The organism is Paenibacillus sp. PastM-3, assembly GCF_029893965.1.
Taxonomy (GTDB): Bacteria; Bacillota; Bacilli; order Paenibacillales; family Paenibacillaceae; genus Paenibacillus_AQ.
The window spans coordinates 377,734-397,026 of sequence record NZ_JARXXP010000003.1; the positions used below are offsets into that span (position 1 = coordinate 377,734).

A 19,293-nucleotide genomic window follows, 5' to 3' on the forward strand; every position below is an offset into this window, starting at 1 on the left:
GTTGTGGCGTTTGAACTTCTGGTTATCGTAGTAAGCTATTTGCTTGGCTCTGTCAGCTTCAGCGTATTGCTTGCCCGGCTGCTTAAAGGGATTGATATCCGCCAATATGGCAGCGGTAACGCCGGGGCGACCAATACGCTGCGGGTGCTTGGAAAAGGACCGGCGATTCTGGTGCTGATTCTGGACGTGCTGAAGGGCATTGCCGCTGTCTGGCTGGGGACATGGGCCGGCGGCTGGGGAAGCTGGGTCGCGGTCGGCTGCGGAATTGCAGCCATTATCGGTCACAACTGGCCGGTGTATTTCCATTTCCGCGGGGGCAAGGGGGTTGCTACGGCGATCGGCGTCATGGCGACACTGTTCTTCTGGCCTGCGCTGGCGGCGGGCGTTATTGCCATTGTGTCTATTGTCTTGACCCGTTATGTGTCACTCGGCTCCCTTATTTTTGTGGCGCTGACTCCGGTATTTCTGCTGTTTGCTCAGTTTACGGCACCGGAGCTGTGGGGCAGTCTGATTATCGCAGTCTTTGCCTTCTGGCGGCACCGCAGCAATATCGTGAAGCTGTCACAGGGAAGAGAGAACAAACTCGGCTCCAAGGCCAAGGAGGGGAATCGTGTTGTCTGATAAAGTAACCGTGCTGGTCGCAGGCAGTTGGGGAACTGCGCTGGCCTCTGTGCTGGCGGCTAACCACAAGGAAGTTTATCTATGGACACGGAGGCCTGAACAAGCTGCCGAGATCAACGAACACCATACCAACGAGCACTTTCTGCCAGGCATACGACTGCCTGAGAATATCATTGCCACTACGGATATGGAACAGGCTGTTTCCGGCTCCAAAGCAGTGGTGATTGTCTCGCCTTCTTCCGGCATGCGCCAGGTGGCGCGCAGCCTTAAGGCTTTCTGGAAGGAGGATATGATCTGTATCCATGCGACCAAAGGCTTCGAGACGGAAACAATGAAACGGATGTCCACGGTTATTTCCGAGGAGCTTGGCTGTAAGGAGGGAGAGATCGTTGTCCTCTCCGGGCCGAGCCATGCTGAGGAGGTCGTCCGCCTCTGTCCGACAACCGTGGTGGTTGCTTCTGCAGATGAAGCACGTGCAGTGACTGCACAGGGACTGTTCATCAATAACGATTTCCGCGTGTACACCAACCGCGATCAGCTCGGTGTCGAGCTGGCTGGAGCGCTAAAGAATATCATCGCTCTCGGTGCAGGACTCTCCGATGGTCTGGGCTTTGGTGACAATGCCAAGGCTGCGCTGCTTACCCGCGGACTTGCCGAGATTGCCCGAGTAGGGGTCGAGCTTGGCGCCAATCCGCTGACCTTTTCCGGACTGGCCGGACTCGGCGACCTTGTTGTTACGGCAACAAGCCAGCACAGCCGTAATTGGCGTGCCGGGTCGATGCTGGGACAGGGCAAGCCGCTGGCCGAAGTACTGGATTCCATGGGCATGGTTGTGGAAGGGATTCGTACAACAGAAGCTGCCTATGCGATTTCTGTTCGTTTAGGCGTGCAGATGCCGATTACCGACCAGATCTACCACGTTCTGTTTAAAGGAAGAACTCCGCGAAGTGCGGTGGAGGCTCTGATGGGCCGTGACCGCAAAACGGAAATGGAAGCTATCTCACAGGAAACCTGGGAGCAGTGGCATTCCTGAGGACTGTTCACCTTTTGCCGGATATTCTCATATGTTGTAGTGGGGATTGACGGAGGAGGGAAGAAGAGTGAACAAAGATTTTTCCAAGGATGCCCTGAATGCCATCAACAAAAAGACGGGGAAGAACATCACGCCAGGCGCAATCAAAAAGCTCGCCAGCACGGTTAAGCCGGGAACCACGCAGAATGAAGCCCAGCTCCGCCAGTTGATCAAGCAGGTGTCAGCGATGGCTAAAGTGCCGGTCACTGAGGCTACTGTGCAGGAGATCGTAAATGCGGTCAAAAAAGGCGGTACGAATTCCGGCACAATGGAGTCTTTAATGAAAATGCTGATGAAAAAATAGTTTGCCTCTTTGAGTCACTCAAGGAGCAAAGAAGCCGGTATCTAGCAGATTCCGGTTTTTTTGCTCTTTTTTGCTGCGGATGATACTTTATAGGTTTCGCGGCTTATGGTTCATGCTATAATATTTGCAATTCAATATAACCGGCAGGAGGCAGAGTAATTATGGACCCTATGACTAAGATGTGGTTGTCGCTGATTGCGATACTGATTATGGGTGTATCCGTATTTCTGATCACCTTTGCCCGCAGCAGGACAAAGGGTCTGCTCAGAGCAGTATTATCGGTCATTGCTTTTGTCATCATGCTGATCGGTTTGCTCAGCGGAGCGGCATCCATTATGTAAGCATTTACAAACAGGCTCAGTCAGATGTATTTCTGGATTATCGTTTGACGATTTCTCAGGAATGGAGCGTGTGCAGATGGCAGGGACGGGAATGTCATACATACAGGAGACAGCATTAAGGAAGGTTGCTGAAGCACTGGATTTAAGCTGGATGGAGAAGCCGCCGGTCTGGCTGCTGGGCGGGAGCTGCGGTCTGATGCTGCATAATGTTTCATTAAGCAGACCGCCTGCCGATATTGATCTGTACGCTGATCTGGAGGATGCAGCACCGCTGCACGAGGCACTCAGCTGTTATTCGGCGGACAATGGGCCTGAGGAAGATTACAGCGGCAATTGCTACTCAAGACGCAGCCGTTATATAGTGGGGGAAATGAAGGTGGAGCTGGTCTGCGGATTCCGCATCGGCAATCCGCCCTTTGGTTACACCGTGGATGTACATTCGCTGCTCCGTCATGCTCCTGTCAGCGGGATCGGCGGCAGCAGCCTGATCCGGCTGATGCCGCTGGCACATGAGCTGCTGTACAATATGCTGCGGGGGAGAACCGAACGCTGCCGGAATATTGCCGGCAGGATGCTTAGCAGCCTGCAGCAGCATGCTTCACTGCTTGAGCAGCTGGCTGAGCAGAACAGGCTCGACCCCGCCTGCCGGGCAGAGCTTAACAGACTGCTGGGGCAGCCGCCGGAAACAGAATTCAGGAAGGAAACTGCACGATGAAATCGCAAAGAGGAATTACGGTTACTTTTCTGCCGGATGAACGCACGGCGGTAGTCAAGCAAGGCACGACACTGCTGGAGGCAGCACGTAAGGCCGGCGTTGTGCTGCCGACACGCTGCGGCGGCAAGGCAGCCTGCCTGATGTGCAAGGTAACAATCGGCCGGGAAAGCAAGGATGCGGTACGGCCGCCGGATGAGGCAGAGAGACGCAAGCTGGGCAGCCTGCTGGAGCAGGGCGTGCGGCTGGCCTGCCAGACGGCTGTACGGCAGGATCTGAGTGTTAATGTACCTGAGGATCCGCTCAAGGCCGCAGTGCGGCGCCGGCTGGAGGCTGCACGGCGCGGTGAAATGGACGAGCTGTGGTAGGATACAACTGTTGACGGTGATTAGTTGATGCACTAAATATACGGGCACTTCACACCTATTGAGCTGGCGGGGAGGCGATGGATATGGATAATAGCATGGGGCTGGGCAGTATAGGTTCTTCTATCCTGAAGCTGGCGCGGCCGCTGCTTCTTCTGTGTGTCCTGGCAGGCTGCATGTATCCCGGGGAACAGCAGCAGCCGGGAGGCGGCAGCAGAGAGAGTGTACGGCGCGTGCAGGCAGCTGTGGAGGAGTATCAGCAGAGGGAAGGGCTGCTGCCGATTCTGAACAGTGATGCGGACACACCGCGTTATGAGAAATTTGTGGTTGATCTGGAAAAGCTGCGCTCGCAGGGGGATCTGGATGAAATCCCCCCGGCTGCTTTTGAGCAAGGCGGGAACGCTTATTTTCTGATTCTGGATGAGGAGACGGCACCTGTAGTAAAGCTGATGGATCTGGTTACCGTGCAGAAGGTAAACGATGTCCAGCGCCAGGTCAACCGCTACAAGTCAGCCCACGGCGGAAGTCTTCCGGCAGGTGAGGAATATTATCCCGGAGTTTATGCTGTCGATCACAAGCAGGCAGGGTCGTCAGCAGTCACATTAAACAGTGTCTATTCGGGCCAGCCGCTGGAATTCATCATGGACGGGGAGGGCAGGGTGTATGCAGATTACTCGGCCGATATTATGACTGCAATAGGGCAGTCCGGGAATACTCCTGACGCAGATCAGGACCTGCGGACTGTGCTTGAGGCAGCTTCTTATTATGTGCCCGTAAAATCCCTGCCCTATCTGTGGATCGGCGGCAAGCCGGTTCCGCAGCCTCCGCGTAGTCCATAGATTATATCACTAGACCCCCTTAACAAGGGGGCTTTTTATTTTTCACAGGGGCTGTAAAAGCATCAGTGAAGTTCTATCCGCTATTTTCCGTTCATATGCTGGATGAGAAGGTTTCCGGGTATCGTGACGCCCTTTCTGTGCGCAATTGCTGCCGCGTGTGAAATTCCTGCATAAAATGCGCAGCTGCGGGTCATAAATCCGTTCCGGATACATATGATGATACTAGTCCAAATGCATGTCCGAGCATTCGGAGTTTAGCGCGGGGCAGAATGTTCCGCTTAGGCAGGCTAGGCTCCCTGGCGGGCAATGCCAAAGTCCGGTGGATGTCCTGCAAGGGTCCGTTTACCGGCGGAACGCGAAGTCGATGCTCTTCAGGCATTTTTTCTTCGGAGTAATATGAGGAGGGGATCTCTTTTGGAAAAAGTGGATATTTTCAAGGACATTGCCGAGCGTACCGGCGGAGACATTTATCTTGGCGTCGTCGGCGCGGTTCGCACGGGAAAATCGACATTCATCAAGCGCTTCATGGAGACGATTGTTCTGCCGAACATTACGAGCGAAGCAGACCGGGTAAGAGCTGTGGATGAACTGCCTCAGAGCGCAGCCGGCAAAACAATCATGACAACCGAGCCGAAATTTGTACCGAACAACGCGGTGCAGATCAAGGTTGCAGAGGGCCTTGAAGTGAATGTGCGGCTGGTCGACTGTGTAGGATATGCCGTCGAAGGCGCAAAGGGCTATGAGGATGAAAACGGACCACGCATGATTTCCACACCATGGTTTGAGGAACCGATTCCTTTTCAGGAAGCGGCGGAAATCGGCACACGCAAGGTCATTCAGGAGCATTCCACACTGGGGGTTGTCGTGACCACGGACGGCACAATTGCCGAAATTCCGCGGCATTCGTACATTGACTCGGAAGAGCGTGTAATCGCTGAGCTGAAGGAGGTCGGCAAGCCGTTTGTGCTTGTGATCAACTCCACCCGTCCGCGCAGTGAAGAGACCCAGCAGCTCCGCGGTGAGCTGGCTGCCAAATATGATATTCCGGTAATGACGCTCAGCGCCGCCAATATGTCGGAGGATGATGTGACCGGTGTGCTGCGGGAAGTGCTGTATGAGTTCCCGGTACATGAGGTCAATGTCAATCTGCCGAGCTGGGTAATGGTGCTTGGCGAGAACCACTGGCTGCGCAGCGCTTATGAAAATTCCGTCCGTGATACGGTAAAAGATATCCGCCGTCTGCGGGATGTGGACCGTCTGGTATCACAGTTTACCCAATACGACTTCATCGACCGTGCAGGCCTCAGCGGCATGAATATGGGCCAGGGTGTGGCGGAAATTGACCTTTACGCACCGGAAGAGCTGTATGATCAGGTACTGATGGAAGTAGTCGGCGTGGAGATCCGCGGCAAGGATCATCTGCTGCAGCTCATGCAGGATTTCTCACATGCCAAGCGTGAATATGACCGCTTCTCGGAAGCGCTGGAGATGGTCAAAACGACCGGATACGGTATCGCCGCCCCTTCGCTGGCTGAAATGGCCCTCGATGAGCCGGAGCTGATCCGTCAGGGCTCACGCTTCGGGGTACGGCTGAAGGCGACAGCGCCGTCCATTCATATGATCCGTGTCGATGTGGAGTCGGAGTTCTCACCGATCATCGGTACGGAGAAGCAGAGCGAAGAGCTGGTCCGCTATCTGATGCAGGACTTCGAGAACGATCCGATCAAAATCTGGGAATCCGACATTTTCGGCCGCTCGCTGCATTCCATCGTGCGTGAAGGCATTCAGGGCAAAATCGCCATGATGCCGGACAATGCCCGCTACAAGCTGCAGGAAACGCTTGGACGGATCATCAACGAGGGCTCTGGCGGACTTATTGCCATCATTTTATAAAGCAGCCGGGCTAGTAAGACAGCCTGCAATCAGGAGAGCGGAATAATCCGCTCTCTTTTTTGTACTCTCGTAGAAGAATCTAACATTATTAGCCTATCATTTCAGTGTGACGGGCCTATTGAAATGCTACTTTCTGCTCCTTTTTTGAGTAACGCCTTGAAATTATGGGTGGGCTGTATTACTATAAGTTTGTTGCGCTTCTAGGAAGAGAGGCGCCCGTATCTAGTAATTAACGGGATTATCACGTATATTTTGCGTTGAAACGGAAACAGTGTATGATACCGGAAATTTACCCAGGGAGGTGAGAAGACATGAATAAATCAGATTTGATCAACGTGGTTACAGAAGCAACTGAACTTCCCAAGAAGGATGCTACTAAAGCGGTAGACGCCGTTTTTGAAGCAATCACTAATGCTCTGCAGAGCGGTGACAAAGTGCAGCTGGTTGGCTTCGGAAACTTTGAAGTGCGCGAACGTTCCGCACGCAAAGGCCGCAACCCGCAGACTGGTGAAGAAATCGAAATTCCTTCCAGCAAAGTACCTGCTTTCAAACCAGGTAAAGCGCTCAAAGACGGAATCAAATAGAGATTTCTACATATCGATCCTATATTCTTTCCGAGTCATAACGATGCCGCCTTTTAGGCGGCATTTGTTTTTCCGAAGCCTAAACCAAGCACATGCTTCTAAAGTCAGCTTTGTACGAAGCTGTTCATGAAGCCAGGCTCATAACATTTTTTAGGGGGATCAACCATGACTGAGAAGAACAACGGCGTAAGTCCAGCACCTGCAGGCAGCGAGTACATTGTGGTCAAAGCCAAGGAGAACGGCGTTCAGGTCATCGGACTTACCCGGGGGCATGATACACGCTTTCACCACACCGAAAAGCTCGACAAGGGCGAGGTGCTCATCGCCCAGTTCACCGAACATACCTCAGCGATGAAAATCCGCGGCAAGGCAGAAATCTGGAGCAAGCACGGACAACTGGAAAGTGAAAGCTGAAAAGCAGGCATAGCCTGCTTTTTTTCAAAATATAACTAGATATAGGCAAGCCGGCATGTTCGTATATTGTCACGGCCTGGCGGAAACGATGGATAAGGGGGCAGGCTATGAACCGGGGCTGGCTGATCGGAATGGTGTTGCTGGTGACCGCTGCCACTGCTGTAATTCTGCCGCAGATGGCTACCCTTGAAGCTGCCCTGCCGCAGCATGCGGTGGAGACGCTTGGCGGGGATGGAACCATACTGGCAGATGAGAATATCGTAGATACACTGAGCAGCCTGCCCTTGAGTCTGGACATCGGAAGCGCCGGCTGGAAAAACGGGGTTTTATCGCTTGATCTCAAGGTAACCGGTAATGATCACGAGCCGGAGGAGCTGTACCGGAACATGGCGCTGGCGGTTTCTTTTGCATTCCAGGAGACGGATAATGTCGATCAGCTGCTGCTGCGGATTGTTGCGGAGGATAAATGGCTGGACAGCCGCCGTCTGCTGCTTGCCGGTGATATCCGCCGCACGGAATGGTCACTCCCGCTTCAGGAGCTGCTGGAGAACACAGGCAACCGGCCTTTGCCGGATGTTCTGAAGGAGGGCTTCCGTATTAGCGAAAGCGAACTGTGGCGCAAGCAGTTCATTTATCCCTGATGTGGGTAAAAGAAACTAGAACGTGCCATGTGCGTGACAAAAAAACATGTGATATAATAGACAAGATTGTGAACAAAGATATTGTAATAACGTCAATGGCTCCGGAGGCTGAAATGAAACCGTACCGCATACCGCAATTAGCAAAACCTTACACCGATTACGACATGATTCAGCGGCATACGGAACTGCCGCCTTTTTCAGATGGTCGCAGTCATTTGTTATATATTTTTCTGAGTTACGGAAATGCGGGTGAAGACCGCAACAAGGAGCTGTATACGCTGGTGACAGGTCTGGTTCAGCTTGCTCTCGACACGCATGAGAGTATTGAGCACGTGAGCGATGATCCGGGCGGGGATGTCATGCGTTCCCGGCAGCTCAAGGTGCTGGCCGGCGACTATTTCAGCAGCTGGTTCTACCATTTGCTGGCCAAGAGCGGCCAAATCGGAATGGTGGGCAGCCTTAGCTCGGCCATCGCCGATATTAATGTAATGAAAGCCCGGCTGTACAGCAAGATGAAGGAGCGGCTGCTCTCCTCGGAACAATACCTGCGGCATTCGGTACAGCTCAATATGCGGCTGTTCCTTTCTTTTACACCGCATATTGAAGAGAGCCTTACCGGCCTGTGGGAGAAGCTGCTGGCCGAATTCAGCCACTCTGAAACCATATGCTCCGAGCTGCGGCGCGGCAATGATCCGGCGGCGGCACGGGACGGCTATTGCTACTGGAAGATACTCGAAAGTGCTGCCGAGGAAGAAACAATACTGCTCCGGGAGCAGCGGCTGGACCTGAAGGACTGGAAGAAGCTCAAAATGAAATATAAATGCGATACCCTGCTGACCGACAAGCTGCACCAGTCGATTCAGTCCATTCAAGGACTTCTACAGGGTATTAAGGACGAGCATCTGGTAAGTGGGCTTAACACTGCTCTGGACCGCTTCCTCCTGCAGATGAAAATTTCCGGACAAGCAGCCGTGGAGGGGTAAAGATGACTATAGAGAAGACTTCTGCTCTGGGAGAAACAAAGGCACAGCCGAAAGAGCAATTTGTACATTCCGTATTTGAGAGCATTGCCGGTAAATATGATTTGATGAATGATATCCTTAGCTTCCGCCGCCACAAGGCCTGGCGCAAATTCACAATGCGCAAGATGGCGATGAAACGCGGGGATTCTGCAGTGGATTTGTGCTGCGGTACCTGTGACTGGAGCATCGCGCTGGCTGAAGCAAGCCAGACCGGCTCTGTAGTGGGCCTGGATTTCAGTGCAGGCATGCTTGAAGTGGGACGCGGCAAGGTTGAGGCTCAGGGCCTTCAGGACCGCATTTCACTGATTCAGGGCAATGCGATGGAGCTGCCGTTCGGGGACAATTCCTTCGACTACGCAACGATAGGCTTCGGGCTTCGCAATGTGCCTGATCTCGTTCAAGTGCTGAACGAAATGAAGCGTGTGGTGAAACCCGGGGGAATGGTTGTCTGCCTGGAGCTGTCCAAGCCGATGAAGCAGCCATTCAAGGGCATTTATTATTTTTATTTCGAAAAGGTTCTTCCGCTTCTCGGCAAATTGTTTGCCAAGCGGTACGAACAATACAAATGGCTACCCGAATCACTGGCCCTCTTCCCGGACAGAGAGCAGCTCGCGGTGATTTTCCGTGAAACCGGACTGACGAAAGTGGAATCCTTCCCCTTGACCGGAGGCATCGCAGCACTACATATTGGGTTCAAGGAGAACTGTAATGTTTAAAAAAGTCGGCGTTTTTCTGCAGATGATCAAGTTTGAGCACACTGTTTTTGCTTTGCCATTCGCCTTTATGGGCGCACTGCTGGGATCGGTCGTCATGTTCGGCGAATTGCCGTCATGGCCGCAGATTGGCTGGATTGTCGTCGCCATGTTCGGTGCACGGAGCGCGGCCATGGGGCTGAACCGGCTGATTGACCGGATCAGTGATGCGAAGAATCCCCGGACAGCCGGGAGAGCCATCCCCGCCGGCCTGCTCAAGGTCGGAGAAGTATCGGTATTTATCGCTATTTCCTTCTTCTTATTATTCTGGGCTGCCTTCAAGCTGAATCCCCTGTCGGCCAAGCTTCTGCCGGTAGCCGTTTTTCTGCTTGTGTTTTACTCCTTCACCAAACGCTTTACCTGGGCCTGCCATCTGATCCTCGGGCTGACAATAGCGCTTGCTCCGCTAGGCGGCTGGGTTGCGGTAACGGGCAATGTGGACTGGACGGCAATGATTTTTTATTTCACGATTGTCTTCTGGACGGCCGGTTTTGATATTATCTATTCCTGCCAGGACGTTGAATTTGATAAAAAGGAAGGACTGTATTCCATTCCGGTTCGGTTTGGAGTTGCCCGTGCGCTGTTTATTGCCAAGGCGTTCCACATTTTAACCGGAATCGGATTCATTTCACTGCTCTTTATGGCAGACCTGAGCTGGTGGTATGTGGCGGGCATGATTATTGCTTATATTATCCTGTTCTACGAGCATCATATCGTGTCGCCAAGCGACTTAAGCCGCCTTCAGACTGCGTTCTTCACAATGAATGGTGTGCTCAGCATAGTGGTATTTTCCTTCACTCTGATTGACCTGGTGGTGCAGTTCAGATGACCGGACCAAAACCTAAACATTTCGTAGTTGGCATTACCGGGGCAAGCGGCGGGATTTACGGGGTCCGTCTGACAGAAACCCTGCTGTCGCTGGGATACACTGTCCATCTTGTGGTCAGCAATGCGGGCTGGCGGGTGTTCAAGGAGGAGCTGGGTTTTAACGTCACAGACCGGGAGGGCTTCTTGAACGGACAGTTCAGGGGCCATCCCGGTTCTCTGCATTATCACCCGATTGCAGATATCGGCGCCTCCATAGCAAGCGGCTCCTTCCGCACGGAGGGAATGGTTATTATGCCTTGTTCCATGGGTACACTGTCTGCTGTAGCACATGGAAGCTCGGATAATCTGATGACACGGGCTGCTGATGTAATGCTGAAGGAAGGGCGCCCTCTGGTGCTGGTGCCGCGTGAAACCCCGCTGCATGCCATTCATCTTGAGAACATGCTGAAACTGTCCCGGCTTGGAGTGAAGCTTATTCCGGCGATGCCGGCCTTCTACTTCGGTCCGAGCACTATGGATGACCTGGTGGACTTCATGGTCGGCAAGGTGCTCGACAGCTTCGGCATTGAACACAGCCTATTCCGCAGATGGGGGGAAGATGAATGAAGGACCGGCAGCATACGGTGATCGGTAAAATCAGCTATACCAACTCATGGCCGGTATTTCACAATTTTAACCCCTCTGCCCTGATGCATCCGGCAGAGATGGTGAGTGAAGTACCAGCCATTCTTAATCAGGGGATGTCCAGAGGGACTATCCAAGTCGGGGCATTATCCTCCTTTGCCTATGCAGAGGCGAGCGACCGGCTGCTGTTGCTGCCGGATCTGTCGGTCAGTGCAGACGGGCCGGTCAAGTCGATTCTGCTGTTCTCCAGGGTTCCGGTTGAGCAGATAGGGAGCGGACGGATTGCCGTCACAAATACCTCGGCAACCTCGGTGAATCTGCTGAAGATTCTGATGGAAAAGGCCATCGGCGGCAGACCGGAGTACATTACGGCTGAACCTGATCTGGACAGCATGATGGACCAGGCGGACGCCTGCCTCCTGATCGGCGACCAGGCGATCAAGGCATCCTGGCAGGACCAGGGCTATCTGGTTACTGATCTGGGGCAGGTATGGAAGGACTGGACGGGACACAGCATGACCTTTGCCGTCTGGGCCGTTAACCGCGAAGCGGCTAGGGACAAGCCGGAGGCTATTGCCGAGATTGCTGCGGCTTTTGTGGACAGCAAACAGCGCGGTGTGCGCAATCCTGCACCAATTATCCGGGAGGCCTGTTCGCGTATTGGCGGTACTGCTGAATATTGGGACGGCTATTTCAGTAATTTATGTTATGATTTTGGGGAAAGGCAGCAGGAAGGTCTGAACCTCTATTTCCGCTATGCCTATGAGATGGGCCTGCTGCCGCAGGAAGTGAAGATGGAGTTATGGAGCCGCAATCTGCTGACACGGGTGAAAGAATGAAACGAATGCAAATTTTCGGAATGCTGAGTAAGGACATGGACCAGATAGAAAAAGAGCTGTACCGCAGTGTACAGGGCGATGATGAACTGCTGGCGGAAACTTCGCTTCATCTGCTGAAGGCCGGCGGCAAACGGCTGCGTCCTGTCTTTGTACTGATGGGCGGCAAGTTCGGGCAATATGATCTCGAGAAGCTGAAGCGCGTGGCGATTCCGCTTGAACTGATACATAGCGCTTCGCTGGTTCACGACGATGTAATCGACGATGCCGAGCTGCGCCGCGGAGAGCTTACCGTCAAGGCCAAGTGGGGCGACAAGATCGCCATGTACACCGGTGATTACATTTATGCCAAGGCGCTGGTTATTGCTTCGGAGCTCCAGAATCCGCGGATTCACCAGATCCTGTCCAAGGCGATGGTGGAGATGTCGATCGGCGAAATGGAGCAGATCCGCGATTTCTTCAACAGCGGACAAAGTGTCCGCCATTATCTGCGGCGCATCCGCCGCAAAACTGCACTCCTGATTGCTATCAGCTGCGAGCTGGGGGCGCTGGCTGCCGACGCGGAGCCGGGGACGGCCCGCCTGCTCTATGATTACGGTTACAACGTCGGGATGGCCTTCCAGATCCGGGATGATCTGCTCGATCTGTCGGGAACCGAGAAGCAGATCGGCAAGCCTCCCGGCAGTGATATGCGGCAGGGCAATATTACGCTGCCGGTCATTTACAGTCTGGAAGACAGCCGGCTGCGTACACCGCTGCTGGACGAGCTTGCGCTGATCCGCAGCGGACAGGCCGGAGTCGGCCGTGCCATCGATCTGATTCTGTCCGGTGACGGTATTACCCGGGCAGAGGAGCTGGCCTCACGTTATATTGACAAGGCGCTGGTTGCACTGGAGCAGCTTCCCGTCAACAAGACCAGACGCAATCTGCGCGATATTGCCTATTTTGTGACCGGACGGGCATATTAACTGCCGGAGAGCCGAATATTAAGCGTTCACAGATGGCATGCTTTCTGATAATATCAGAAAATAAAAAGCGAAATTGGAGAGTGGCTCTATGGAAAAGACGTATCTGATGATCAAACCGGATGGTGTTCAGCGCGGATTAATCGGACGTATTGTAGCCCGGCTGGAGGACAAGGGGTTTAAGCTGGTTGCCGCCAAGCTGATTAAGGTTACGGAAGAGCAGGCCAAGAAGCACTATGCAGAGCACGAGGGTAAGGACTTTTTCCCGGAGCTTGTAGGCTTTATTACTTCCGGTCCTGTGTTCGCAATGGTGTGGGAAGGCGATGACGTGGTTGCTCTATCCCGGCTGTTGATCGGCAAAACGAAGGTAGGCGAAGCATTGCCAGGAACGATCCGCGGTGATTATGCCAGCCACACTCCGCTTAACCTGATTCACGGTTCGGATTCTCCGGAAAGCGCAGCACGCGAAATCGCCAATTTCTTCGCTCCTGATGAACTGGCTGACTACACTAAAGACATCGCGGTCTGGATGTAAATTTCGGCAGGAGGCAGGGATGAATGATGGCTGATCGTGAAGAGACAACAACTGCGCCAGACCCGGATTATACCGGCTTTATTCATAACGTCAAGCAAAGCACAGGAATAGACCTTGCCCAATACAAGGAAGCGCAGATGAAGCGCCGCCTGACCACACTGCGGATGAAGAACGGATATCATACCTTTACTGATTTTTTTGCCGCTATGATGAAGGACAAGGCTTTATTCTATGAATTTCTGGACCGGATGACTATCAATGTATCTGAATTCTGGCGCAATCCGAACCGCTGGGAGGTGCTGCGGGATGTTATTCTGCCCGAGCTCCAGCGCTCCGGCCGCCAGCTGAAGCTGTGGAGTGCCGCCTGTTCAACCGGGGAAGAGCCGTATACACTGGCTATGATCCTGTCGGACAAGAATCTGCTGACCCAGACTGGCATTCTTGCAACGGATATTGATGATGGTGCATTATCCAAAGCGAAGCAGGGCCTCTATCTGGAACGTTCCCTGAAGGATGTGCCGGGGGATGTAGCAGCCCGCTATTTCACACCGGAGGGCCCGGTGTTCAAGGTTAGTGAAGCGCTCAGGAAAAATATCGAATTCCGCAAGCAGAATCTGCTGCTCGACAAATTTGATGCCGGCTTTGATCTGATCATCTGCCGCAATGTGATGATCTATTTCACAGAGGAGGCTAAGAACAAGCTGTATCACAAATTCTCGGCCAGCCTGCGTCCCGGCGGGTATTTGTTCGTAGGCAGCACGGAGCAGATTTTTACCCCGGCCCAATACGGATTTGAATCGACAGAGACCTTCTTTTACCGTAAAAAATAACAGGATGCACATACCAGCCGTTGTTCTGCCCGGAGCGGGTATACTTTATCCTCTTTTCAGTGATAATGAAAACAGGTACCGTATGCTATGCGAAAGGTCGATAATTCACATGGACAAAAGTAAGGTCATTGCCGCGTACAGACGCGGGTTTCTGACCGTCCGCGAGTGCGGGCAAATTCTTGGCGTCGAAGAGCTGCAGCTGCAGAGCCTGCTCAGTCAGGTGGAAGGCAAGCAACGCATTCCCGAGGCGCAGCAAAGGATCGGAAGCTAGAAGTGGAAGCTCTGAACCGTAATGTGCCGCAGCGCCGCCTGAGCTCGAAAGAGCCGGGCGGCGCTGTTCTTTGAAATGAGAGCGCCCCCGCTAAGTACTTGAGTCAGCACCAATGTAAAGGCTGCGCTTTGCGGGGGGATTTTGTATAACGCTGCCGCCTGACCAGAGCTTATCCTTTCTTGTCAAAGCGTGTAGGCTATACTATAATGAGGCAAGAGTTTTAATATTTTAGCGGTTTACAGTTTAAAAGTGTGAAAGGGGAACGCGTCATGAGTTTACGCTACTTAACAGCGGGGGAAACGCACGGCCCCCAGCTTACAGCCATTATCGAGGGATTGCCCAGTAATCTGACACTTGATTTCGAAGAGCTTAATTTTCAGCTGCACCGCAGACAGAAGGGCTACGGCCGCGGGCGCCGGATGCAGATCGAGAAGGATACGGCCCAGATCGTCGGCGGAGTACGCCACGGCTATACAACAGGTGCCCCGGTAGCCCTTGTAGTGGAGAACAAGGACTGGACACACTGGAAGAATATTATGAATATTGAGCCGATTCCCGGCAGTGACGAGGAGAAGCGGCGCGTGAACCGTCCTCGTCCGGGACATGCAGACCTAAATGGCGGACTCAAGTATAACCATACAGATCTGCGCAATGTGCTGGAGCGCTCCAGCGCCCGCGAGACGGCAGCAAGAGTAGCGGTAGGTGCTGTTGCCCGCCAGCTGCTGGAGGAGTTCGGTGTCAAGATTGCCGGACAGGTGATCCGGATCGGCGAGATTGAAGCGCCGGCAAACGATCTGCCTATTGATGAGCTCATTGCCAAGACAGAAGAATCCTCTGTGAGAGTTGTAGATAAAGAGACCGAGCAGAAGATGGAGGCGTACATAGACAAGATTAAGGAGGAAGGCGACTCCATCGGCGGAATTGTAGAATGTATCGTGGAAGGTCTGCCTGTCGGCCTCGGCAGCTATGTGCAGTACGACCGTAAGCTGGATGCGGCAATTGCCGGAGCGGTTATGTCGATCAACGCGTTCAAGGGCGTAGAAATCGGTATCGGCTTTGAAGCCGGCATTCTCCGCGGCTCGCAGGTGCATGATGAGATCATGTACGATCCATCCCGCGGATACTACCGGGCCAGCAACCGGCTGGGCGGATTTGAAGGCGGCATGACCAATGGAATGCCGGTTGTCGTCCGCGGTGTCATGAAGCCGATCCCGACGCTGTACAAACCGCTGCAAAGCGTAGATATTGATACCAAAGAGCCGTTCACGGCGCAGGTGGAGCGCTCCGATGCCTGTGCAGTTCCTGCAGCCTGTGTAGTGCTGGAGAATGTTGTAGCCTGGGAGCTTGCCAAAGCCTTCCTCGACAAGTTCGGCGGGGATTCGCTTGAGGAGATCAGAGCCAACTACAATAATTACCTGGCCCAGCTGGAGAGCTACTGATATGCGCAGCATAACCGTAGATTTGGGCGAGCGCTCCTATCCGATCCTGATCGGCAGCGGATTGCTGCAAGGTATCGGGGAGCGCTGCAGGGAAGCAGGCTTACCGCAGCGGAGCCCGCTGCTGGTGGTCAGTGACAGCGAGGTAGCCCCCCGTTATCTGAGCGTGGTGGAAGCCTCGCTTCGCGGACAGGGCTATACTGTCGTTAGTCATGTAATCCCGTCCGGTGAAGCATCCAAGTCATTGGCGGTATACGAAGAAGTGATTACAACGGCCATCCAGGCCGGACTGGACCGCAGCTCCGCGGTCCTGGCGCTTGGCGGCGGAGTCGTCGGTGATCTCGCGGGTTATGTGGCCGCTACGTATATGCGGGGAATCGGGTTTGTGCAGATTCCGACAACCATTCTAGCGCATGATAGCAGTGTCGGGGGCAAGGTGGCTGTCAATCATCCGCTGGCGAAGAATATGATCGGCGCCTTTTATCAGCCGTCCATGGTCCTGTATGATCTGGATACACTGCGCACGCTTCCGCCCCGCGAGGTGTCTTCCGGGCTGGCTGAAGTGGTGAAGCACGGCCTTATTCTCGATAAGGAGTTTGCATACTGGTGCCGCGAGCATGCTTCAGAGCTGCTGGCTCTGGATGCCGAGGCGCTGGGCTATGCATTGGAGCGAGGATGCGCCATCAAGGCAAGGGTGGTCGGTACCGATGAGCGTGAGAACGGCCTGCGGGCCATTCTTAACCTGGGACACACAATCGGCCACGCCATAGAAGCAGTGGGCGGCTATGGTGTATTCCTGCATGGGGAGGCTATCGCCATCGGCATGGCCGGTTCGGCGCTGCTGGCAGCCAAGCTGGGCCGGGACCGTGAAATATACGAGGATACCGTATCCATGCTGTCTGCATTGTCGCTGCCGGTCAGACTCCCGGCGGAATACAGCGAGGATGCGCTGATGGAAGCGATGATGCATGACAAGAAGTTCAAGGAAGGCAAAATGACCTTTATTGTGCCAGATTCAATCGGTGCTGTGAGCATCATTAATGATATACAGCAGAGTGACGTGCGCGAGGTTATCGCACAGCTCAAGAAGGAGGGGAGCCCATGGTAAACCGGGGGATCCGCGGCGCAACAACCGTCGTCAATAATGAGGAAAATGAAATTTTACGTGAAACCGTAGTACTGCTCCGGGAAATTGTCGAGCGCAATGATGTTATTGCTGAAGATATCTGCAGCGTATGGATTACTGTGACCGGTGATCTGGATGCTACGTTTCCGGCACGTGCCATCCGTGAGATCGAAGGCTGGGAGCTGGTGCCGCTGATGTGCTCCGTCGAAATCCCTGTTAAGGGCGGCCTGCCGAAGTGTATCCGTCTGATGGTGCAGGTCAATACGGACAAATCACAGCGGGATATCCGCCACGTCTATCTTAATGAGGCCAAGAAGCTTCGCCCTGATCTCTCACAGAGCAAGTAATTAATTTGCTGCTGCGGGTTGTCAATGAACACCGTCATCATGTATAGTGTAATTAGCCGAGAGAAGATGAGTTTAGTTTGAGCCTAGTTGAGTATAGTTGAGATGAGTGCAGGATGTTAGATCTGAGGCATTCCGTTTATTTTAGATATGTCCGCATGGATGTACTTCATGGTAGTATTTGCGCTACCCGTATATCCTCTACGTGACGATGTCGTCTAATTCGGAGAATAATGCCTTGTCCAGTGCGCTTTTTCATATACTTGCCTACACAACCTCTACTCCGGTAGAGGTTTTTTTGTATTCCGGATTATAGATTTGACCATTCCAAGGAGGTATTCCAAATGACGTACCCTGGCATCGAAGAAGTAGTGAAACTGTCGCGGGAGTATAACCTGATTCCTGTAGTAAAAAGACTGCTGGCTGATATGGAGACGCCGATCCGGCTGTTTCAGCGGTTTGCCGGCGAATCCCATGCCTTTCTGCTGGAAAGTGTAGAGGGCGGAATCCAGTGGGCCCGTTATTCTTTTATCGGCAGCGATCCTTTTCTGACCATCTCGGGAAAAAAGAACGTCATCCATGTCAAAGTAGGCGAAGAGCAGAGACAGCTCACCGGCAAACCGGTCGAAGAGCTAAAAGCGCTGCTCCGCTCCTACCGCAGCCCCAAGCTGGACGGGATGCCTCCTTTTACCGGCGGGGCAATCGGATTCTTCGGTTACGACCTGCTGCAATATTACGAGAAGCTGTCCCCGCACGCGGTTGATGATCTGGGGACGGATGATATCCGGTTTATGTTCTGCGACCGTATTATTGTATTCGATCATGTGAAGCAGCAGATCCTGCTCATAGGCAACCTGCATATCAAAGACGGTGACACGGATTCCGATATCCGGGCTGCCTACGAAGCCTTGAACGGCAAGCTGGAAGACTTCGCTGAAGAGCTGCAAAAGGAAGGGCCCAAAGAAAACGTCAACCGCCGCAGCATACCGGAGGATATTGAGCTGGGCCAGATTCATTCCAACCTGACCAAGGAGCAGTACATTGCCAATGTGGAGCAGGCCAAAGAGTACATCCGTGCGGGAGATATTTTTCAAGTGGTGCTGTCGCAGCGGCTGCATATTGAGACGGAGGTCTCTCCGCTGCATGTGTACCGGATGCTCCGTACGCTGAACCCTTCGCCGTATATGTACTACCTCAAGATGGATGAGGAGATCATCGTCGGCACCTCTCCGGAGGCGCTGGTGAAGGTGGACGGCAGCCGGGTAGCTACCCGGCCGATTGCCGGAACCCGCCCCCGGGGAGCGGACGAGGCAGAGGACCGGGCACTGGCCCAGGAGCTGCTGGAGGATGAGAAGGAGCGGGCAGAGCATCTGATGCTGGTGGACCTGGGCCGCAATGATCTTGGCCGGGTATCGAAGTTCGGCACAGTCAAATGCGATTCCTTTATGGAGATAGAGAAATACTCCCATGTCATGCACATGGTATCCAATGTGTCGGGAACGCTGGACGACAACAAGGATTTCTTCGACGCCTTCCTGTCCTGCTTGCCGGCAGGAACCGTCTCCGGTGCACCCAAGCTGCGCGCGATGGAGATTATCTCCGAGCTCGAGCGGGAAGCCAGAGGGGCTTATGCAGGAGCCATCGGGTACCTGGGCTTCTCCGGTAATATGGATTCCTGTATTACGATCCGAACGATTATCTTCCGCAAAGGCCGGGCCTATGTGCAGGCCGGGGCGGGAATTGTCTGGGATTCAGTGCCGGAGAAGGAATATGAAGAGACCCTTAACAAAGCGAAGGCGATGTTAAAAGCAATCCGGATGGCAGAAGCCATGTTTCCGGCAGAGATCAGAGAACCGCAGGTAATCAATCAGGATTACATGTACGAATATACCCCGTAAGCGAAGGAACCAGTGAAGATTAGAAGAGCCGAGCAGAGAA

At 53.6% G+C, this 19,293-nt stretch carries 24 protein-coding genes; all 24 read left to right on the forward strand.

Annotated features, from left to right (window positions below; all coding sequences use genetic code 11):
• The first annotated feature begins 3 nt into the window (after window positions 1-3).
• The 24 genes from plsY to trpE all read left to right on the forward strand — a co-directional run bounded on the left by plsY (window position 4) and on the right by trpE (window position 19,253).
• Window positions 4-621: a glycerol-3-phosphate 1-O-acyltransferase PlsY gene (gene plsY, locus M2108_RS08370; RefSeq protein ID WP_277468420.1), complete on the forward strand. Its 618-nt coding sequence runs from the start codon at window positions 4-6 to the stop codon at window positions 619-621.
• A complete protein-coding gene (locus M2108_RS08375; protein ID WP_277468419.1) occupies window positions 614-1,654 on the forward strand; it encodes an NAD(P)H-dependent glycerol-3-phosphate dehydrogenase in 1,041 nt (346 codons plus the stop codon). The genes plsY and M2108_RS08375 overlap by 8 nt, the downstream gene beginning before the upstream one ends.
• A 67-nt stretch (window positions 1,655-1,721) precedes the next feature.
• Window positions 1,722-1,997 (forward strand): stage VI sporulation protein F, encoded by a 276-nt coding sequence (locus M2108_RS08380; RefSeq protein ID WP_068729957.1) that lies wholly within the window; start codon window positions 1,722-1,724, stop codon window positions 1,995-1,997.
• Between the two features lie 161 nt (window positions 1,998-2,158).
• Window positions 2,159-2,338: a DUF2768 family protein gene (locus M2108_RS08385; protein WP_068729955.1), complete on the forward strand. Its 180-nt coding sequence runs from the start codon at window positions 2,159-2,161 to the stop codon at window positions 2,336-2,338.
• A 91-nt stretch (window positions 2,339-2,429) separates the two neighbouring features.
• Window positions 2,430-3,053, forward strand: a complete 624-nt coding sequence (locus tag M2108_RS08390; protein ID WP_277468418.1) for a hypothetical protein — start codon at window positions 2,430-2,432, stop codon at window positions 3,051-3,053.
• Window positions 3,050-3,418: a 2Fe-2S iron-sulfur cluster-binding protein gene (locus tag M2108_RS08395; protein ID WP_277468417.1), complete on the forward strand. Its 369-nt coding sequence runs from the start codon at window positions 3,050-3,052 to the stop codon at window positions 3,416-3,418. The genes M2108_RS08390 and M2108_RS08395 overlap by 4 nt, the downstream gene beginning before the upstream one ends.
• An 83-nt stretch (window positions 3,419-3,501) precedes the next feature.
• Window positions 3,502-4,254, forward strand: coding sequence for a hypothetical protein (locus tag M2108_RS08400; protein ID WP_277468416.1), 753 nt, complete (start codon window positions 3,502-3,504; stop codon window positions 4,252-4,254).
• Window positions 4,255-4,668: 414 nt separating this feature from the next.
• Entirely contained in the window at window positions 4,669-6,147 is a 1,479-nt protein-coding gene (spoIVA, locus tag M2108_RS08405; RefSeq protein ID WP_277468415.1) for a stage IV sporulation protein A, read from the forward strand.
• A 311-nt stretch (window positions 6,148-6,458) separates the two neighbouring features.
• Window positions 6,459-6,731, forward strand: a complete 273-nt coding sequence (locus M2108_RS08410; protein ID WP_042178229.1) for an HU family DNA-binding protein — start codon at window positions 6,459-6,461, stop codon at window positions 6,729-6,731.
• A 165-nt stretch (window positions 6,732-6,896) separates the two neighbouring features.
• Complete coding sequence (mtrB, locus tag M2108_RS08415; RefSeq protein WP_277468414.1) at window positions 6,897-7,145, forward strand: trp RNA-binding attenuation protein MtrB; 249 nt, start codon at window positions 6,897-6,899, stop codon at window positions 7,143-7,145.
• Window positions 7,146-7,252: 107 nt separating this feature from the next.
• On the forward strand, window positions 7,253-7,786 hold the full coding sequence (locus M2108_RS08420) for a hypothetical protein (protein ID WP_277468413.1): 534 nt from the start codon (window positions 7,253-7,255) through the stop codon (window positions 7,784-7,786).
• A gap of 113 nt (window positions 7,787-7,899) precedes the next feature.
• Window positions 7,900-8,769, forward strand: a complete 870-nt coding sequence (locus M2108_RS08425) for a heptaprenyl diphosphate synthase component 1 (RefSeq protein ID WP_277468412.1) — start codon at window positions 7,900-7,902, stop codon at window positions 8,767-8,769.
• Between the two features lie 2 nt (window positions 8,770-8,771).
• Complete coding sequence (locus M2108_RS08430; protein WP_277468411.1) at window positions 8,772-9,524, forward strand: demethylmenaquinone methyltransferase; 753 nt, start codon at window positions 8,772-8,774, stop codon at window positions 9,522-9,524.
• Window positions 9,517-10,389 carry a UbiA-like polyprenyltransferase gene (locus M2108_RS08435; RefSeq protein WP_277468410.1) on the forward strand — a complete coding sequence of 291 codons (873 nt, stop codon included), beginning with the start codon at window positions 9,517-9,519 and terminating at the stop codon, window positions 10,387-10,389. The genes M2108_RS08430 and M2108_RS08435 overlap by 8 nt, the downstream gene beginning before the upstream one ends.
• A complete protein-coding gene (locus M2108_RS08440) occupies window positions 10,386-10,994 on the forward strand; it encodes a UbiX family flavin prenyltransferase (protein ID WP_277468409.1) in 609 nt (202 codons plus the stop codon). The genes M2108_RS08435 and M2108_RS08440 overlap by 4 nt, the downstream gene beginning before the upstream one ends.
• Window positions 10,991-11,851, forward strand: coding sequence for a menaquinone biosynthetic enzyme MqnA/MqnD family protein (locus tag M2108_RS08445; RefSeq protein ID WP_277468408.1), 861 nt, complete (start codon window positions 10,991-10,993; stop codon window positions 11,849-11,851). The genes M2108_RS08440 and M2108_RS08445 overlap by 4 nt, the downstream gene beginning before the upstream one ends.
• The gene (locus tag M2108_RS08450; RefSeq protein ID WP_277468758.1) at window positions 11,848-12,816 is read left to right on the forward strand and encodes a polyprenyl synthetase family protein; all 969 of its coding nucleotides are present in this window, start codon (window positions 11,848-11,850) and stop codon (window positions 12,814-12,816) included. The genes M2108_RS08445 and M2108_RS08450 overlap by 4 nt, the downstream gene beginning before the upstream one ends.
• Before the next feature lie 88 nt (window positions 12,817-12,904).
• Complete coding sequence (gene ndk / locus M2108_RS08455; protein ID WP_277468407.1) at window positions 12,905-13,348, forward strand: nucleoside-diphosphate kinase; 444 nt, start codon at window positions 12,905-12,907, stop codon at window positions 13,346-13,348.
• 26 nt (window positions 13,349-13,374) lie between these two features.
• Window positions 13,375-14,178, forward strand: a complete 804-nt coding sequence (locus tag M2108_RS08460; RefSeq protein ID WP_277468757.1) for a CheR family methyltransferase — start codon at window positions 13,375-13,377, stop codon at window positions 14,176-14,178.
• A 109-nt stretch (window positions 14,179-14,287) separates the two neighbouring features.
• Window positions 14,288-14,449: a hypothetical protein gene (locus tag M2108_RS08465; protein WP_277468406.1), complete on the forward strand. Its 162-nt coding sequence runs from the start codon at window positions 14,288-14,290 to the stop codon at window positions 14,447-14,449.
• Window positions 14,450-14,718: 269 nt separating this feature from the next.
• The gene (aroC, locus tag M2108_RS08470; protein ID WP_277468405.1) at window positions 14,719-15,888 is read left to right on the forward strand and encodes a chorismate synthase; all 1,170 of its coding nucleotides are present in this window, start codon (window positions 14,719-14,721) and stop codon (window positions 15,886-15,888) included.
• Window position 15,889: 1 nt separating this feature from the next.
• Entirely contained in the window at window positions 15,890-16,993 is a 1,104-nt protein-coding gene (gene aroB / locus M2108_RS08475) for a 3-dehydroquinate synthase (protein WP_277468404.1), read from the forward strand.
• Window positions 16,987-17,358, forward strand: coding sequence for a chorismate mutase (gene aroH / locus M2108_RS08480; RefSeq protein ID WP_090719796.1), 372 nt, complete (start codon window positions 16,987-16,989; stop codon window positions 17,356-17,358). The genes aroB and aroH overlap by 7 nt, the downstream gene beginning before the upstream one ends.
• A 341-nt stretch (window positions 17,359-17,699) precedes the next feature.
• Window positions 17,700-19,253 carry an anthranilate synthase component I gene (trpE, locus tag M2108_RS08485; protein ID WP_277468403.1) on the forward strand — a complete coding sequence of 518 codons (1,554 nt, stop codon included), beginning with the start codon at window positions 17,700-17,702 and terminating at the stop codon, window positions 19,251-19,253.
• Window positions 19,254-19,293 lie beyond the last annotated feature (40 nt).

Excerpts from the sequence above, each read along its gene's own strand:
- M2108_RS08385 (WP_068729955.1), top strand. The coding sequence starts at position 2,159 with ATGGACCCTATGACTAAGATGTGGTTGTCGCTGATTGCGATACTGATT.
- M2108_RS08390 (WP_277468418.1), top strand. The coding sequence starts at position 2,430 with ATGTCATACATACAGGAGACAGCATTAAGGAAGGTTGCTGAAGCACTG.
- M2108_RS08395 (WP_277468417.1), top strand. The coding sequence starts at position 3,050 with ATGAAATCGCAAAGAGGAATTACGGTTACTTTTCTGCCGGATGAACGC.
- M2108_RS08400 (WP_277468416.1), top strand. The coding sequence starts at position 3,502 with ATGGATAATAGCATGGGGCTGGGCAGTATAGGTTCTTCTATCCTGAAG.
- M2108_RS08410 (WP_042178229.1), top strand. The coding sequence starts at position 6,459 with ATGAATAAATCAGATTTGATCAACGTGGTTACAGAAGCAACTGAACTT.
- mtrB (WP_277468414.1), top strand. The coding sequence starts at position 6,897 with ATGACTGAGAAGAACAACGGCGTAAGTCCAGCACCTGCAGGCAGCGAG.
- M2108_RS08420 (WP_277468413.1), top strand. The coding sequence starts at position 7,253 with ATGAACCGGGGCTGGCTGATCGGAATGGTGTTGCTGGTGACCGCTGCC.
- M2108_RS08425 (WP_277468412.1), top strand. The coding sequence starts at position 7,900 with ATGAAACCGTACCGCATACCGCAATTAGCAAAACCTTACACCGATTAC.
- M2108_RS08430 (WP_277468411.1), top strand. The coding sequence starts at position 8,772 with ATGACTATAGAGAAGACTTCTGCTCTGGGAGAAACAAAGGCACAGCCG.
- M2108_RS08435 (WP_277468410.1), top strand. The coding sequence starts at position 9,517 with ATGTTTAAAAAAGTCGGCGTTTTTCTGCAGATGATCAAGTTTGAGCAC.
- M2108_RS08440 (WP_277468409.1), top strand. The coding sequence starts at position 10,386 with ATGACCGGACCAAAACCTAAACATTTCGTAGTTGGCATTACCGGGGCA.
- M2108_RS08445 (WP_277468408.1), top strand. The coding sequence starts at position 10,991 with ATGAAGGACCGGCAGCATACGGTGATCGGTAAAATCAGCTATACCAAC.
- M2108_RS08450 (WP_277468758.1), top strand. The coding sequence starts at position 11,848 with ATGAAACGAATGCAAATTTTCGGAATGCTGAGTAAGGACATGGACCAG.
- ndk (WP_277468407.1), top strand. The coding sequence starts at position 12,905 with ATGGAAAAGACGTATCTGATGATCAAACCGGATGGTGTTCAGCGCGGA.
- M2108_RS08460 (WP_277468757.1), top strand. The coding sequence starts at position 13,375 with ATGGCTGATCGTGAAGAGACAACAACTGCGCCAGACCCGGATTATACC.
- M2108_RS08465 (WP_277468406.1), top strand. The coding sequence starts at position 14,288 with ATGGACAAAAGTAAGGTCATTGCCGCGTACAGACGCGGGTTTCTGACC.
- aroC (WP_277468405.1), top strand. The coding sequence starts at position 14,719 with ATGAGTTTACGCTACTTAACAGCGGGGGAAACGCACGGCCCCCAGCTT.
- aroB (WP_277468404.1), top strand. The coding sequence starts at position 15,890 with ATGCGCAGCATAACCGTAGATTTGGGCGAGCGCTCCTATCCGATCCTG.
- aroH (WP_090719796.1), top strand. The coding sequence starts at position 16,987 with ATGGTAAACCGGGGGATCCGCGGCGCAACAACCGTCGTCAATAATGAG.
- trpE (WP_277468403.1), top strand. The coding sequence starts at position 17,700 with ATGACGTACCCTGGCATCGAAGAAGTAGTGAAACTGTCGCGGGAGTAT.